Source organism: Salmonella sp. NW722 (assembly GCF_051702785.1).
Classification (GTDB): Bacteria; Pseudomonadota; Gammaproteobacteria; order Enterobacterales; family Enterobacteriaceae; genus Salmonella; species Salmonella enterica.
In genome coordinates this window covers 377971-394443 of the sequence record NZ_JAMMIN010000006.1, presented here as the reverse complement: position 1 = coordinate 394443, position 16473 = coordinate 377971, and the positions used below count along the sequence as shown (strand labels likewise).

Annotated in this window: 16 protein-coding genes; 10 read left to right on the top strand and 6 right to left on the bottom strand. The window is 53.9% G+C overall.

Features of this window, described 5'->3' with window-relative positions; all coding sequences use genetic code 11:
* Positions 1 to 45 precede the first annotated feature (45 nt).
* From NA330_RS17280 to NA330_RS17270, 3 genes are read left to right on the top strand one after another with little or no spacing between them, the layout of a single operon-like run.
* Entirely contained in the window at positions 46 to 1113 is a 1068-nt protein-coding gene (locus NA330_RS17280; RefSeq protein ID WP_077248395.1) for a hydrolase, read from the top strand.
* Entirely contained in the window at positions 1110 to 1328 is a 219-nt protein-coding gene (locus NA330_RS17275; RefSeq protein ID WP_000586568.1) for a YheU family protein, read from the top strand. Before NA330_RS17280 ends, NA330_RS17275 begins: the two co-directional genes overlap by 4 nt.
* Positions 1329 to 1379: 51 nt before the next feature.
* Positions 1380 to 2249, top strand: a complete 870-nt coding sequence (locus NA330_RS17270) for a phosphoribulokinase (protein WP_001274690.1) — start codon at positions 1380 to 1382, stop codon at positions 2247 to 2249.
* A gap of 95 nt (positions 2250 to 2344) precedes the next feature.
* Here the strand turns inward: NA330_RS17270 and NA330_RS17265 are convergent, their stop codons facing one another.
* Positions 2345 to 2749, bottom strand: coding sequence for an OsmC family protein (locus NA330_RS17265; RefSeq protein ID WP_001148919.1), 405 nt, complete (start codon positions 2747 to 2749; stop codon positions 2345 to 2347).
* A gap of 307 nt (positions 2750 to 3056) precedes the next feature.
* Between NA330_RS17265 and crp the strand changes: the two genes are divergently transcribed.
* Positions 3057 to 3689: a cAMP-activated global transcriptional regulator CRP gene (gene crp, locus NA330_RS17260; protein WP_000242758.1), complete on the top strand. Its 633-nt coding sequence runs from the start codon at positions 3057 to 3059 to the stop codon at positions 3687 to 3689.
* A 48-nt stretch (positions 3690 to 3737) separates the two neighbouring features.
* Positions 3738 to 5825, top strand: coding sequence for a YccS/YhfK family putative transporter (locus NA330_RS17255; RefSeq protein WP_000269312.1), 2088 nt, complete (start codon positions 3738 to 3740; stop codon positions 5823 to 5825).
* Between the two features lie 42 nt (positions 5826 to 5867).
* Here the strand turns inward: NA330_RS17255 and argD are convergent, their stop codons facing one another.
* From argD to ppiA, 5 genes are all read right to left on the bottom strand, one after another.
* Positions 5868 to 7085 (bottom strand): bifunctional acetylornithine/succinyldiaminopimelate transaminase, encoded by a 1218-nt coding sequence (gene argD, locus NA330_RS17250; RefSeq protein ID WP_023181213.1) that lies wholly within the window; start codon positions 7083 to 7085, stop codon positions 5868 to 5870.
* Between the two features lie 85 nt (positions 7086 to 7170).
* Complete coding sequence (gene pabA / locus NA330_RS17245; RefSeq protein ID WP_000601880.1) at positions 7171 to 7734, bottom strand: aminodeoxychorismate synthase component 2; 564 nt, start codon at positions 7732 to 7734, stop codon at positions 7171 to 7173.
* A 31-nt stretch (positions 7735 to 7765) separates the two neighbouring features.
* Positions 7766 to 8368 carry a putative adenosine monophosphate-protein transferase Fic gene (locus tag NA330_RS17240; protein WP_001280665.1) on the bottom strand — a complete coding sequence of 201 codons (603 nt, stop codon included), beginning with the start codon at positions 8366 to 8368 and terminating at the stop codon, positions 7766 to 7768.
* On the bottom strand, positions 8358 to 8525 hold the full coding sequence (locus tag NA330_RS17235) for a YhfG family protein (RefSeq protein WP_001519136.1): 168 nt from the start codon (positions 8523 to 8525) through the stop codon (positions 8358 to 8360). Before NA330_RS17235 ends, NA330_RS17240 begins: the two co-directional genes overlap by 11 nt.
* Positions 8526 to 8633: 108 nt before the next feature.
* Positions 8634 to 9206: a peptidylprolyl isomerase A gene (gene ppiA / locus NA330_RS17230; RefSeq protein ID WP_000920478.1), complete on the bottom strand. Its 573-nt coding sequence runs from the start codon at positions 9204 to 9206 to the stop codon at positions 8634 to 8636.
* A 276-nt stretch (positions 9207 to 9482) separates the two neighbouring features.
* On the opposite strand from ppiA, the gene tsgA reads away from it, so the two are divergent.
* The 5 genes from tsgA (at position 9483) to cysG (ending at position 16306) form a co-directional block, all read left to right on the top strand.
* Positions 9483 to 10664: an MFS transporter TsgA gene (gene tsgA / locus NA330_RS17225; RefSeq protein ID WP_000185212.1), complete on the top strand. Its 1182-nt coding sequence runs from the start codon at positions 9483 to 9485 to the stop codon at positions 10662 to 10664.
* Between the two features lie 315 nt (positions 10665 to 10979).
* Positions 10980 to 13523: an NADPH-nitrite reductase large subunit gene (gene nirB, locus NA330_RS17220; RefSeq protein ID WP_023181214.1), complete on the top strand. Its 2544-nt coding sequence runs from the start codon at positions 10980 to 10982 to the stop codon at positions 13521 to 13523.
* Positions 13520 to 13846 carry a nitrite reductase small subunit NirD gene (gene nirD, locus NA330_RS17215; protein WP_000084814.1) on the top strand — a complete coding sequence of 109 codons (327 nt, stop codon included), beginning with the start codon at positions 13520 to 13522 and terminating at the stop codon, positions 13844 to 13846. The genes nirB and nirD overlap by 4 nt, the downstream gene beginning before the upstream one ends.
* Before the next feature lie 265 nt (positions 13847 to 14111).
* Positions 14112 to 14921 carry a nitrite transporter NirC gene (gene nirC, locus NA330_RS17210; RefSeq protein ID WP_000493572.1) on the top strand — a complete coding sequence of 270 codons (810 nt, stop codon included), beginning with the start codon at positions 14112 to 14114 and terminating at the stop codon, positions 14919 to 14921.
* A gap of 11 nt (positions 14922 to 14932) precedes the next feature.
* Positions 14933 to 16306, top strand: a complete 1374-nt coding sequence (gene cysG / locus NA330_RS17205; RefSeq protein ID WP_000349897.1) for a siroheme synthase CysG — start codon at positions 14933 to 14935, stop codon at positions 16304 to 16306.
* Positions 16307 to 16473: the final 167 nt, after the last annotated feature.

Sequence of the window (16473 nt, the reverse complement as noted above, 5' to 3'; positions counted from 1 at the left end):
GACCAATTGAACGTAAAATCACATATTGACTAATCTGTGAACCTTATGCGCGGTATAGTATTGTTTCCAATTATCAATTGTTCTGGTGCTATGGTTGAGATCACGTCCACAGAAATGACCCCGCCTGTCAATGACTCGCATGAATTTATTCCCATGCGTGGCATTCGTAATCGCCATTTACAAACTATGCTGCCGCGTTTAATCCGCCGCAAAGTGAAGTTCAACGCCCACTGGCAGCGGCTGGAGCTACCGGACGGCGATTTTGTCGATCTGGCATGGAGCGAAGATCCGCAACAGGCAAAGCATAAACCGCGGCTGGTGGTCTTTCACGGTCTGGAAGGCAGCCTGAACAGCCCCTATGCCCACGGGCTGATTGAGGCGGCGCAAAAGCGCGGCTGGCTGGGCGTGGTGATGCACTTTCGCGGCTGTAGCGGCGAACCCAACCGTCTGAATCGTATTTACCACTCCGGTGAAACGGAGGACGGAGCCTGGTTTTTACGCTGGCTACAGCGGGAGTTCGGCACCGTTCCGACAGCCGCCGTGGGCTATTCGCTCGGCGGTAATATGCTGGCGTGCCTGCTGGCGAAAGAAGGCCGCGATATTCCCATCGAGGCGGCGGTGATTGTTTCTGCGCCCTTTGTTCTCGAAGCCTGTAGCTACCATATGGACAAAGGGTTTTCCCGCGTCTATCAGCGTTATTTGCTTAATCTGTTAAAAGCGAATGCGTCACGCAAGCTGGCGGCGTACCCCGGGTCGCTGCCGGTGAATCTGGCGCAACTGAAATCAATGCGCCGTATTCGCGAGTTTGACGACCTGATCACCGCGAAAATTCACGGCTTTGCCGACGCCATCGACTACTATCGTCAGTGTAGCGCCATGCCGTTGCTTAACCAGATTGCTAAACCGACGCTGATTATTCACGCTAAAGACGATCCGTTTATGGATCATCATGTGATCCCTAAAGCGGAAGATCTGCCCCCGCAGGTGGAGTATCAGCTGACTGAGCATGGCGGACACGTAGGATTTATCGGCGGTACGCCGCTGCGCCCTGAAATGTGGCTGGAACGCCGAATTCCTGACTGGCTGACAACGTACCTGGAGGCGTCATCATGATCATTCCCTGGCAGGGGCTCGCCCCCGACACGCTGGACAACCTGATCGAAAGCTTTGTGTTGCGCGAAGGCACCGATTATGGTGAACATGAACGTTCGCTTGAACAAAAAGTCGCTGACGTAAAACGCCAACTGCAATCCGGCGAGGCCGTGCTGGTATGGTCTGAATTACATGAAACGGTCAATATTATGCCGAAAAAGCAGTTTCGCGAATAAAACGCCTTTGCCCACAATACATTATTACTAAAGCTCAATCATGGAGTTGCCATGTCAGCCAAACATCCGGTGATAGCAGTAACAGGGTCAAGCGGCGCGGGGACCACCACCACCAGCCTCGCATTTCGTAAAATTTTCGCGCAGTTAAATCTGCACGCCGCCGAGGTGGAAGGCGACAGTTTTCATCGTTACACCCGCCCGGAAATGGATATGGCGATCCGCAAAGCGCGTGACGCCGGGCGGCATATCAGCTATTTCGGCCCTGAAGCCAATGACTTCAGCCTACTGGAACATACCTTTATTGAGTACGGGCAGACGGGTAAAGGCCAGTCGCGTAAATATCTGCATACCTATGATGAAGCCGTACCGTGGAATCAGGTTCCCGGCACGTTTACGCCCTGGCAGCCGCTTCCCGAACCGACCGATGTGCTGTTTTATGAAGGACTGCACGGCGGCGTCGTCACCCCGCAACATGATGTCGCGCGTCATGTTGATCTGTTGGTTGGCGTGGTGCCTATCGTCAACCTCGAGTGGATTCAGAAACTGATTCGCGACACCAGCGAGCGCGGACACTCCCGTGAAGCGGTGATGGATTCCGTGGTGCGTTCCATGGACGACTACATCAATTACATTACGCCGCAGTTCTCGCGTACCCATATTAACTTCCAGCGCGTGCCGACTGTCGACACGTCCAATCCGTTCGCCGCAAAGGGTATTCCCTCGCTGGATGAGAGTTTTGTGGTGATCCATTTCCGCAACCTGGAAGGGATCGATTTTCCCTGGCTCCTGGCGATGCTCCAGGGCTCGTTTATTTCTCACATTAATACATTAGTGGTGCCAGGCGGCAAAATGGGGCTGGCGATGGAGCTGATTATGTTGCCGCTGGTGCAGCGATTAATGGAAGGCAAAAAAATAGAATAACCGCGGTGAAATGCCCGATGGCGCTACGCTTATCGGGCCTACGAGATAAAAACGGGTAGGCCGGATAAAGCCACGCCGCCATCCGGCATCACATGTTACGCCGCAATCACTTCATACGAATGGGTAATATTGACCGCTTTTTCCAGCATTAGCGCCACCGAGCAATATTTTTCCGCGGAGAGATCGACAGCGCGCGCGACGGCAGCCTCTTTCAGATCGCTGCCGGTAACGATAAAATGCAGATTAATGTGCGTAAACAGGCGCGGCGCGTCTTCCCGGCGCTCGGATGTCAGCTTCACTTCGCAGTTGGTGACATTCTGACGGCCCTTTTGCAGGATTGATACCACATCAATAGCGCTACATCCGCCAGCCGCCATTAATACCATCTCCATCGGACTCGGCGCTTTGTCACCGGAGTTGCCATCCATTAAAATCTGGTGGCCGGAGGAGGACTCTCCGAGGAACGTGAGCCCTTCAACCCACTTTACACGCGCTTGCATATTTCGTAACTCCAATGTTTCAATTTTCCTGAAAGATTACGCGCATACAACAAAACTCGCAATGGAAGGCGACCTGGGTCATGCTGAAGCGAGACACCAGGAGACACACGGCGAAAGCTATGCTAAAACAGACAAGATGCTACAGTAATACATTGACGTACTGCATGTATGCAGAGGACATCACATTACAGGCTACAATCTATTTTCGTAGCCCCCTTCCCAGGTAGCGGGAAGTATATTTTTGCAACCCCAGAGACAGTGCCGTTTTCTGGCTCTGGAGACAGCTTATAACAGAGGATAACCGCGCATGGTGCTTGGCAAACCGCAAACAGACCCGACTCTTGAATGGTTCTTGTCTCATTGCCACATTCATAAGTACCCGTCAAAGAGCACGCTGATTCACCAGGGTGAAAAAGCAGAAACGCTGTACTACATCGTTAAAGGCTCCGTGGCAGTGCTGATCAAAGATGAAGAAGGGAAAGAAATGATCCTTTCTTATCTGAATCAGGGTGATTTTATTGGTGAACTGGGCCTGTTTGAAGAAGGCCAGGAACGCAGCGCCTGGGTACGTGCGAAAACCGCATGTGAGGTCGCTGAAATTTCCTACAAAAAATTTCGCCAATTAATCCAGGTCAACCCGGATATTCTGATGCGCCTCTCTTCCCAGATGGCTCGTCGCTTACAAGTCACCTCTGAAAAAGTAGGTAACCTCGCCTTCCTTGACGTCACCGGGCGTATCGCTCAGACGCTGCTGAATCTGGCGAAACAGCCCGATGCCATGACGCACCCGGATGGGATGCAGATCAAAATCACCCGTCAGGAAATCGGCCAGATCGTCGGCTGCTCCCGCGAAACCGTTGGTCGTATTTTGAAAATGCTGGAAGATCAAAACCTGATCTCCGCGCATGGCAAAACCATCGTCGTCTACGGCACCCGTTAATTCCGTCAGAATGGCGCGTTTTATCATGCGCCATTTTTGTTTGCATCGATGTGGCGAAGACTGATTTATCACCCAGAGATTAATTACGCACTACGGCAAACGCTGGTGCTGTGCCTGCCCGTGGCTGTTGGTTTATTGATAGGCCAGCTACACCTGGGCTTGCTTTTCTCTCTCGTTCCCGCCTGCTGCAACATTGCAGGTCTGGATACCCCGCACAAACGCTTTTTTAAACGCCTGATCATCGGCGCGTCGCTGTTCGCCGGATGCAGTCTGGTAACGCAACTTCTGCTGGCGGAATCCATCCCCCTGCCGTTGATCCTGACCGGGCTCACGCTGGTGCTTGGCGTGACGGCGGAAATTAGCCCGCTTCACGCGCGGCTACTGCCAGCGTCGCTGATTGCCGCCATCTTTACCCTGAGTCTTGCGGGATACATGCCCGTCTGGGAGCCACTGCTCATTTATGCGCTGGGCACGCTATGGTACGGCGTGTTTAACTGGTTTTGGTTCTGGCTATGGCGCGAACAGCCGCTGCGCGAGTCATTGAGTTTGTTATACCGTGAACTGGCCGATTATTGCGAAGCGAAATACAGCCTGCTCACCCAACATATCGATCCGGAAAAAGCGCTGCCTCCCCTGCTGATACGCCAGCAAAAAGCGGTCGATCTCATTACCCAGTGTTACCAGCAGATGCATATGCTTTCGGCGCACAACAATAATGATTACAAGCGCCTGTTACGGGCTTTTCAGGAAGCGATGGATTTGCAGGAGCACATCTCCGTCAGCTTGCATCAGCCGGAAGAGGTACAGAAACTGGTAGAACGCAGCCATGCGGAAGAGGTGATTCGCTGGAATGCGCAAACGGTCGCCGCCCGTCTGCGCGTGCTGGCGGATGACATTCTTTATCATCGTCTGCCGACGCGCTTCTCCATGGAAAAACAGATTGGCGCTCTGGAGAAGATCGCTAATCAGCATCCTGAAAATCCGGTAGGCCAGTTCTGCTATTGGCACTTCAGTCGAATCGCCCGTGTGCTGCGTACTCAGCGGCCGCTGTACGCCCGCGACCTGATGGCCGATAAACAGCGTCGTCTGCCGCTACTTCCGGCGCTGAAAAATTATATGTCTCTAAAATCGCCGGCGCTACGCAACGCCGGACGCATCAGCGTGATGATGAGCATCGCCAGTCTGATGGGCAGCGCGTTGCACCTGCCTAAACCGTACTGGATCCTCATGACGGTGCTGTTTGTCACCCAAAACGGCTATGGCGCGACGCGCGTACGTATTCTGCACCGTTCGGTCGGAACGCTGGTCGGCCTGGTGATTGCCGGCGTCACGCTGCACTTACATATTCCCGAAAGCATTACGCTGGCGGTCATGCTGGTACTAACGCTGGCAAGTTATCTGATTATTCGTAAAAACTACGGCTGGGCGACGGTCGGCTTTACGGTGACGGCGGTATACACCATCCAGTTACTGACGTTAAACGGAGAGCAGTTTATTGTGCCGAGGCTGATCGATACGCTGATTGGCTGTTTAATTGCCTTTGGCGGCATGGTCTGGCTGTGGCCGCAATGGCAAAGCGGGCTATTACGTAAAAACGCCCATGATGCGCTGGAAGCCGATCAAGAAGCTATCCGACTGATCCTCAGTAACGATCCGCAGGCCACCCCGCTCGCTTATCAAAGAATGCGGGTCAACCAGGCGCATAACACGTTATTCAACTCGTTAAATCAGGCAATGCAGGAACCCGGATTCAATACCCACTATCTGTCGGATATGAAACTGTGGGTCACGCACAGCCAGTTTATTGTCGAGCATATCAACGCTATGACGACGCTGGCGCGGGAACACACCATGCTGACGCCGGATCTGGCGCAGCGCTATCTGGAATCTTGCGAGATTGCGATTCAGCGCTGCCAGCAGCGCCTGGAGTATGACAGGCCAGGCGGCTCCGGCGATGTCAATATTCTGGAGTCGCCGGACATGCCGTCACATGGCTTATTGAGCACTCTGGAACAACATTTACAGCGCATCATTGGCCATCTGAACACCATGCACACCATTTCGTCGATGGCCTGGCGTCAGCGTCCGCATCACGGTATCTGGCTGAGTAAGCGGCTACGGGATACAAAAAGTTAAGACCGACTGCCGGATGCGCTACGCTTATCCGGCAATCCGCCATCAGGCCACCACCTTCCCTACCGCCTGCGCAAAGCGCTGCATTCCTTCATTGATATCCGCCTCTTCCACCACCAGCGACGGGGCAAAACGCATCACGTCGGCTCCGGCATTGAGCACCATCACGCCGGCCTCCGCGCCTGCGTACAGAAAATCGCGCGCCCGACCTTTGTACTTCGGCTTCAGTTCCGCGCCAATCAGCAGCCCCATGCCGCGAATATCGCTGAAAATGTCAAATTGCTCGTCAATCGCCTGCAAATGTTGCACAAACTGTTGCCGCTTAGTGTGAATGCCTTGTAGTACCTCTGGCGTATTAATAATATCGAATGCCGCGCCAGCCACCGCACAGGCCAGCGGATTACCGCCATAGGTTGAACCATGCGAACCGACATGGAAGGCCGAGGCTATTTCCTGCGTGGTCAGCATGGCGCTCACCGGAAAACCGCCGCCTAACGCTTTGGCGCTGGTGAGGATATCCGGCGTGACGCCGTAGTGCATATAGGCAAACAGGTCTCCGGTGCGCCCCATCCCGCACTGTACTTCATCAAACACCAGCAACGCCTGATGCTCGTCACACAGGTCGCGTAACCCTTTGAGGAATTCCGGTGTAGCCGCCTGCACGCCGCCTTCACCCTGAATCGGCTCGACCACCACCGCGCAGGTGTGGTCATCCATTACCGCTTTCACCGCATGAAGATCATTGAAGGGAACGTGAATAATATCGGCGGGTTTCGGCCCAAAGCCGTCGGAATATTTCGGCTGCCCGCCTACAGAGACGGTAAACAAGGAACGGCCATGAAAGGCGTTATGGAAGGCAATGATTTTCGTTTTGAACGGGCTATGGCGCACGCAGGCATAATGACGCGCCAGTTTAAAAGCGGTTTCGTTCGCTTCGGTGCCGGAATTCATAAACAGCACGCGCTCGGCAAACGTGGCGTCGATCAGTTTACGTCCCAGACGCAACGCCGGTTCATTGGTAAAAACGTTACTGGTATGCCACAAGATTTCCCCCTGGGATTTCAGCGCCTCGACCAGTGCCGGATGGCAATGGCCCAGCGCAGTCACTGCAATCCCGCCGGCGAAATCGATATACTCTTTGCCCTGCTGATCCCATACGCGGCTGCCTTTACCTTTGACCGGAATAAAGTCCGCCGGTGCATAAACAGGCAGAATTACCTCATCAAAAGTTGCGCGCGTAATAGCCGTTTGTTCAGTTGCCATATCATTACCACCCGGTTAAGTAGAAATGCCAGTGAAATTATAATCACAAAATATGAATAAAAAATCACTCAATAGCAACCACAAATCAACGCCGGAGGAAATTTTTCAGCAGAGCGTGTCCTTGTTCGCTGAGAATACTTTCCGGGTGGAACTGCACGCCTTCCAGATCCCACTCGCGGTGGCGAATGCCCATAATCTCCTGCGTTTCGCTCCAGGCGGTGATCTCAAAACACTCAGGCAACGTGGCAGGGTCGACAATCAGCGAGTGGTAACGTGTCACGGTTAACGGGCTGGGCAATCCCCGAAACACGCCCTGTCCATTATGCGTAACAGGTGACGTTTTACCGTGCATCACTTTCGCTGCCCGCACCACCGACGCGCCAAAGGCCTGCGCCATCGCCTGATGACCCAGGCAAACGCCCAGCATCGGAATACGTCCGGCATAATGGCGGATGACCGCCAGTGAAATGCCAGCGTCATTCGGCGTACAGGGGCCAGGAGAGATAACGATTTTTTGCGGGTTCAAAGCGTCAATGTGCGCCAGCGTCAGCGCATCATTGCGCCGGACCTGCACTTCCGCGCCCAGTTCACAAAAATACTGGTAGAGGTTCCAGGTAAAGGAATCATAGTTATCGATAAGCAGGATCATGGCGGCTCCGGGTGAGTAGAACCGCACTATTTTACTCAGTTTCGCGAGCTTCGCTTATCGCTTTCTGAAAAATCGCCTGCAAAGCGGAGAGATCGCCCATCGCGCCGCTCTGGTTCGCCTGCTTCCATGTTTCAACCGCAATACCTTGCCAACTCAGCGCATAGCCTGCATGTAACGCCAGCTGTTCAAAGAAGATGCGCTGCGCCAGCCCGCTCCCCAAACGAAACGGATGAAGCACGTTAATTTCACAGTAGTAATGCGCCAGCCGCTCGACAAACTTCTCGTGCGCCAGACCGACCAGATAGCCCTCTTCTTCCAGATCCTGCATCAGAGCGTTGCCCTCTTTTTCGATATAGGCAAAGTGGCAGAAACGGGTATCGCCCTGGTAAATATCGACCTCCCGCAGTTGCCCTGCCCAGTCGAAAATATCCTGATAGAGCTGGCGATGAATCGCGCACAGATGAGGCAAGCCGCGTATCAGCGGCCCCAGTTCAATCGTGGCGGCACGGAGCGCGGTCATTTCATATGCCGCTTGCGCCAGTCGCTGGGCCTGATGAATCCCTAGCCGATTACGCATCACATTCAGCCCCGGATAGAGGTACGGATCGCGCCCTTCGCCAAATTTATCGCTCATAGTGCCTCCGAAGCTCGTCAAGACGTGCCAGCGCTTCATCGGCGGTCAGAGTTACTAAGGGGATCTCAATACCTTCGAGACGGCGGCTTTGCTGGAAGTTAACGTTGCGCCGCTGTTCCCAAAAGCGTGACTTTTGTTTATCGGTAAGTTTCTTCACCGGGCCTCCCTGAATATGTCTGTGCTTGACCACAAGTATAAGCAGCAATTTCAGGTTACGCTGAGACAGGGAGAAAACGCGGGCGGCTCGCGCCCGCGCAGGCATGTTTTATGGCAGGACTTTCGCGGAAAGGATAACGACTGGTTTTGTCGGCACATTCTGGTAAGGCCCGACATCGTGCGTCGGTACCTGTGAGATTTTATCGGCGACATCCATACCTTTTACCACTTTACCAAATACCGCATAGCCAAAGTCGCGCTGGCCGTGGTCGAGAAAAGCGTTATCCGCGACGTTAATAAAGAACTGGCTGGTGGCGCTGTCTTTATCTGCGGTGCGCGCCATCGCGATCGTGCCGCGAGTATTACGCAGACCGTTGTCGGCTTCATTCTTAATCGGCGGATTCGGTTTCTTCTGCTGCATCTGCTCGTTAAAACCACCGCCCTGAATCATAAAGCCAGGAATAACTCGGTGAAACGTAGTGTTGTTATAGAAACCACTGTTGACGTAATCGACAAAGTTTTTCACAGAAACCGGCGCTTTCTGGCTGTTCAGCTCCAGCTCAATATTCCCGGCGGAGGTGGTTAACAGCACATGAGGATCGCCTTTTGCTGCCAACGCTGCGGGAGAAAGAGCAGAAAGAGCGAAAACAGCTGCGACAGCCGCCAGAGTCGATTTGAGCATGAGATTTCCTTAAAGAGAGCAGAAATAAAGCAAGTGGAATGATTTTAAAGAGCCTTCCTGGGCCAGGCCAGCCCTTTACCTAATTTTACGTATATGAAACAAATGTAACGTTACGACGCAACGCCGTATTCTTGCAATATGATGTGACAAACATCACATTAAAAAATGCAATGAACATTACTATCACTAATAATTATTTAAATGCATCACAAAAGCGCCTAAAATCTGCCCGCTTAACGCGCCCTCCACGCGCTTCACTTCTCTTCAAGGCCAGACATGACTAACAGCAACCGCATCAAGCTCACATGGATCAGCTTTCTTTCCTACGCCCTGACCGGGGCGCTGGTGATTGTCACCGGGATGGTGATGGGAAATATCGCAGACTATTTTCATCTGCCCGTTTCCAGCATGAGTAACACCTTTACTTTCCTGAACGCCGGGATTTTGATCTCGATCTTCCTCAATGCGTGGTTGATGGAAATCATCCCGCTGAAAACACAGCTACGCTTTGGTTTTATCCTGATGGTGCTGGCGGTGGCCGGGCTGATGTTCAGCCACAGCCTGGCGTTGTTCTCAGCGGCGATGTTTGTGCTGGGGCTGGTCAGCGGGATCACCATGTCGATTGGCACCTTCCTGATTACGCAACTGTATGAAGGGCGTCAGCGCGGTTCCCGACTGCTGTTTACCGACTCCTTCTTCAGCATGGCGGGGATGATTTTTCCTATGGTCGCCGCCTTCCTGCTGGCGCGTAGTATTGAGTGGTACTGGGTCTACGCCTGCATCGGCCTGGTCTACCTGGCGATTTTCATCCTGACCTTCGGCTGTGAATTTCCGGCGCTGGGTAAACATGCGCAGCACTCTCAGGCACCTGTCGTCAAAGAAAAATGGGGCATTGGCGTACTGTTTCTCGCCGTCGCCGCGCTGTGCTATATCCTCGGTCAATTGGGCTTTATCTCCTGGGTGCCGGAATACGCCAAAGGCCTCGGCATGAGCCTGAATGACGCCGGGGCGCTGGTGAGTGATTTCTGGATGTCCTATATGTTTGGCATGTGGGCGTTCAGCTTTATCCTGCGCTTTTTCGATCTGCAACGCATTCTGACCGTACTGGCGGGTATGGCGGCGGTACTGATGTATCTGTTTATTACCGGCACGCAGGCCCATATGCCGTGGTTTATTCTGACGCTGGGCTTCTTCTCCAGCGCCATTTATACCTCCATCATTACGCTGGGATCGCAGCAAACGAAAGTGGCCTCGCCTAAGCTGGTTAACTTTATTCTGACCTGCGGCACTATCGGAACGATGCTGACCTTCGTCGTCACCGGCCCGATTGTGGCGCACAGCGGTCCACAGGCGGCGTTACTCACCGCGAATGGTCTGTATGCGGTGGTCTTTGTGATGTGCTTTGCGCTCGGCTTTGTATCCCGTCATCGTCAGCATAGCGCGCCGGCTACGCATTGATAATCCTTGCCGGATGGCGACGCGATGCGTCTTATCCGGCCTACAGCGTAAGCTGTTGGTAGGCCGGATGGCGACATCGCCCTCCGGCACTCTCCCCCCCTCCTGACGGGGTAGGCCTGTTGGTCTAAAAACCCCTCATTTTGTATGTTATTTGTACAAACCTGAAAAGCCTGACAATTCCGCCACTTATAAAAATCCAGACAAATCAGCCATATACCCATTAAGAGGTATATAAAGGTGAATTTGATTTACATCAATAAGCGGGGTTGCTGAATCGTTAAGGTAGGCGGTAATAGAAAAGAAATCGAGGCAAAAATGAGCAAAGTCAGACTCGCTATTATCGGTAATGGTATGGTCGGCCACCGCTTTATTGAGGATCTCCTTGATAAATCCGACGCTAGCCTGTTCGACATTACCGTGTTCTGTGAAGAACCCCGTAAAGCCTATGACCGCGTCCACCTGTCATCCTACTTCTCTCACCACACCGCAGAAGAGCTCTCTCTGGTGCGTGAAGGTTTTTACGAGAAGCACGGCGTGAAGGTACTGGTTGGCGAACGCGCAATTACCATTAACCGTCAGGAGAAAGTGATTCACTCCAGCGCGGGTCGTACCGTTTATTATGACAAGCTGATCATGGCGACCGGTTCCTATCCGTGGATTCCGCCGATTAAAGGCTCCGAAACCCAGGATTGCTTCGTTTACCGTACCATTGAAGACCTCAACGCTATCGAAGCCTGCGCCCGTCGCAGCAAGCGCGGGGCGGTGGTCGGCGGCGGTCTGCTGGGGCTGGAAGCCGCTGGCGCGCTGAAAAACCTCGGCGTGGAAACGCACGTCATTGAATTTGCGCCAATGCTGATGGCGGAACAGCTCGATCAGATGGGCGGCGAGCAGCTACGTCGCAAGATCGAAAGCATGGGCGTGCGTGTACACACCAGTAAAAACACGCAAGAGATTGTTCAGCAGGGTAACGAAGCGCGTAAGACTATGCGTTTTGCCGACGGCAGCGAGCTGGAAGTCGATTTTATCGTCTTCTCTACCGGTATTCGCCCCCGCGACAAGCTGGCTACCCAGTGCGGTCTGGCCGTCGCGCAGCGCGGCGGGATCGTGATTAACGACACCTGCCAGACGTCTGACCCGGATATCTACGCTATCGGCGAGTGCGCCAGTTGGAACAACCGCGTTTACGGTCTGGTCGCACCGGGCTATAAAATGGCCCAGGTTGCCGTTGACCATATCCTCGGCAGTGCAAACGCCTTTGAAGGCGCGGATCTCAGCGCCAAACTGAAGCTGCTGGGCGTGGACGTCGGCGGCATCGGCGACGCGCATGGCCGCACGCCGGGCGCGCGTAGCTACGTTTACCTCGATGAAAGCAAAGAAGTCTACAAACGTCTTATTGTCAGCGAAGATAACAAAACGCTGCTCGGCGCAGTACTGGTCGGCGACACCAGCGATTACGGCAATTTGCTGCAACTGGTACTGAATGCCATCGAACTGCCGGAAAACCCGGATTCGCTGATCCTGCCGTCGCACGCGGGCAGTGGTAAACCCGCTATCGGCGTGGATAAACTGCCGGACAGCGCGCAGATCTGCTCCTGCTTCGATGTGACTAAAGGCGATCTGATCGCCGCTATCAATAAAGGCTGCCATACCGTGGCGGCGCTGAAAGCGGAAACCAAAGCCGGAACCGGCTGCGGCGGCTGCATCCCGCTGGTGACGCAGGTACTGAACGCCGAACTGGCGAAACAGGGTATTGAAGTCAACAACAACCTGTGCGAGCACTTTGCTTATTCTCGTCAGGAACTGTTCCACTTAATCCGCGTGGAAGGTATCAAAACCTTTGAAGAACTGCTGGCGAAACACGGTAAAGGCTACGGCTGCGAAGTGTGTAAGCCGACCGTCGGTTCGCTGCTGGCGTCGTGCTGGAACGAATACATCCTCAAACCGCAGCACACGCCGCTGCAGGATACTAACGATAACTTCCTGGCGAATATTCAAAAAGACGGCACCTACTCGGTGATCCCGCGCTCGGCGGGCGGTGAAATCACGCCGGAAGGTCTGGTGGCCGTGGGTCGTATCGCCCGCGAGTTTAACCTCTATACCAAAATTACCGGTTCTCAGCGTATCGGCCTGTTTGGCGCGCAAAAAGACGATCTGCCGGAAATCTGGCGTCAGCTGATTGAAGCGGGCTTCGAAACCGGTCATGCGTACGCCAAAGCGCTGCGAATGGCGAAAACCTGCGTCGGCAGCACCTGGTGCCGCTACGGCGTGGGCGACAGCGTCGGTTTCGGCGTCGAGCTGGAAAACCGCTACAAAGGCATTCGCACCCCGCACAAAATGAAGTTCGGCGTCTCCGGCTGTACCCGTGAGTGTGCGGAAGCGCAGGGTAAAGATGTCGGTATCATCGCCACTGAGAAAGGCTGGAACCTGTACGTCTGCGGTAACGGCGGCATGAAACCGCGTCATGCGGATCTGCTGGCAGCCGATCTCGATCGCGACACGCTGATCAAGTACCTCGACCGCTTTATGATGTTCTACATCCGTACTGCCGATAAGCTGACCCGTACCGCGCCGTGGTTAGATAACCTGGAAGGCGGCATCGAGTATCTGAAATCGGTCATCATCGACGATAAGCTGGGCCTGAACGAACATCTGGAAGAAGAGATGGCGCGCCTGCGCGCAGCGGTGGTCTGCGAGTGGACAGAAACCGTTAACACCCCATCCGCACAGGTTCGCTTTAAGCACTTTATCAACAGCGACAAGCGCGACCCAAATGTCCAGGTTGTGCCTGAACGTGAACAGCATCGTCCGGCCACGCCGTATGAACGTATCCCGGTCACTCTGGTGGAGGAAAACGCATGAGCCAGTGGCAAAACATCTGCAAAATCGATGACATTCTGCCGGGAACCGGCGTCTGCGCGCTGTCAGGCGGCGAACAGGTGGCGATTTTCCGTCCTTACCATAGCGATCAGGTGTTTGCGATCAGCAACATCGACCCGTTCTTTGAGGCCAGTGTGCTGTCTCGTGGACTGATTGCGGAACACCAGGGCGAACTGTGGGTCGCCAGCCCGCTGAAAAAGCAGCGCTTCCGCCTGAGCGATGGTTTGTGCATGGAAGATGAGCAGTTCTCTGTGAAACATTACGACGCGCGGGTAAAAGACGGCGTGGTGCAGTTGCGCGGTTAATTATTTTTGGGAGGCGCAACGCCTCCCCTTTTTTGTATTTTTTTTCATTTTAATTGTTATCACAAAATCATTTGTACTGCATCGCGGCGGCAACTGAGCAACAAATTCGTCAGGAACGAATTTGAACAGCCGCTGGCTGCCTTCGGTGAGGGACAAGGATGTCCCTCATTAATCCCCAGGAGCATAGTTCACTATGTGACTGGGGTGAGCGAGGGCAGCCAACAAAGAGGCAGTGCAAAGGATGAAGTGAGAAAAGGATAATCAAATGTTTACAGACACTATTAATAAGTGTGCGGCTAACGCTGCGCGCATTGCACGCCTGTCGGCGAATAATCCGCTCGGCTTCTGGGTTAGTTCGGCAATGGCCGGGGCTTATGTCGGTCTCGGCATCATTCTTATTTTCACCCTCGGCAATCTGCTCGACCCGTCCGTGCGTCCTTTGGTGATGGGAGCCACCTTCGGTATCGCCTTAACGCTGGTCATCATCGCCGGTTCCGAACTGTTTACCGGCCACACCATGTTCCTGACGCTGGGCGTCAAAGCAGGCACCATCAGCCACGGTCAAATGTGGGCTATCCTGCCGCAAACCTGGCTCGGCAACCTGGTCGGTTCCGTCTTTGTCGCCCTGCTTTACAGCTGGGGCGGCGGCAGTTTGTTGCCGGTTGATACCAGCATCGTTCACTCAGTCGCGCTGGCGAAAACCACCGCGCCCGCCACGGTACTGTTCTTCAAAGGCGCGCTGTGTAACTGGCTGGTTTGTCTGGCAATCTGGATGGCGATCCGCACCGAAGGCACGGCAAAATTTCTTGCTATCTGGTGGTGTCTGCTGGCGTTTATCGCTTCCGGCTACGAGCACTCCGTCGCGAATATGACGCTGTTCGCCCTCTCCTGGTTTGGTCATCACAGCGACGCCTATACCCTGTCCGGAATCGGACACAACCTGTTATGGGTCACTCTGGGTAATACTTTGTCCGGCGTCGTGTTCATGGGATTGGGTTATTGGTATGCTACGCCGAAATCGGAGCGTCCTGCTCCGCAAAAAACCAACCAAATTAAGGTTACAGCTAACCATTAAGGGGTAATGTCGTGGACCATTTGCCTATATTTTGTCAATTACGCGACCGCGACTGTCTGATCGTCGGCGGTGGCGATGTCGCAGAACGTAAAGCACGGTTATTGCTGGAAGCAGGCGCACGTTTAACGGTCAATGCGCTCACCTTTATTCCACAGTTCACCGTATGGGCAAATGAAGGCATGTTGACTCTGGTTGAGGGACCGTTCGACGAAACGCTTCTCGACTCGTGTTGGCTGGCGATCGCAGCCACTGACGACGATACCGTCAACCAGCGCGTCAGCGACGCGGCGGAGTCACGCCGTATCTTCTGCAACGTGGTGGATGCGCCGAAAGCCGCCAGCTTTATCATGCCCTCCATTATTGACCGCTCGCCGCTGATGGTCGCCGTCTCCTCGGGCGGCACTTCCCCGGTGCTGGCGCGTCTGCTGCGCGAGAAGCTGGAATCGCTGCTGCCGCAGCATCTGGGGCAGGTCGCGCGCTATGCCGGGCAACTCCGCGCCCGGGTGAAAAAGCAGTTTGCCACGATGGGCGAGCGTCGTCGCTTCTGGGAAAAATTTTTCGTCAATGACCGGCTGGCGCAGTCGCTGGCGAATGCCGATGAGAAAGCGGTTAACGCGACAACCGAACGCCTGTTTAGCGAACCGCTGGATCACCGTGGCGAAGTCGTGCTGGTCGGTGCCGGGCCGGGCGATGCCGGACTGTTGACGCTGAAAGGGTTACAACAAATCCAACAGGCGGATATCGTGGTTTACGATCGCCTCGTCTCCGACGACATTATGAACCTGGTACGCCGCGATGCCGATCGGGTCTTTGTGGGGAAACGCGCGGGTTACCACTGCGTCCCACAGGAAGAAATCAACCAGATCCTGCTGCGTGAAGCGCAAAAAGGTAAACGCGTGGTACGCCTGAAAGGCGGCGATCCCTTTATCTTTGGTCGCGGCGGCGAAGAGCTGGAAACGCTGTGTCATGCCGGTATTCCTTTCTCGGTAGTGCCGGGGATTACCGCAGCTTCCGGCTGCTCCGCCTATTCCGGTATTCCGCTAACCCATCGCGATTACGCACAGAGCGTACGTCTGGTCACCGGTCACCTGAAAACCGGCGGCGAGCTGGACTGGGAAAACCTGGCGGCAGAAAAACAGACGCTGGTGTTCTACATGGGGCTGAATCAGGCAGCGACTATCCAGGAAAAACTGATCGCATTCGGTATGCAGGCCGATATGCCGGTTGCGCTAGTAGAAAACGGTACCTCTGTGAAGCAACGCGTCGTCCACGGTGTGCTGACGCAGCTTGGTGAATTAGCGCAACAGGTTGAAAGCCCGGCGCTGATTATCGTTGGCCGGGTCGTTGGCTTACGCGATAAATTAAATTGGTTCTCTAATTATTAATTAAAATAAAGCCCTGAATAACAGGGCTTTATTTTACAACTACTCGTAATCTCAAATTATTTTTACTTAAAAGTGAATTAAGAAATCAACTTTAAATACACCAGAAAAATTTAAATAGTAATAATTCTGCCTAAAAACCCTTTTACTCGTCAAATTCACCCCTTATT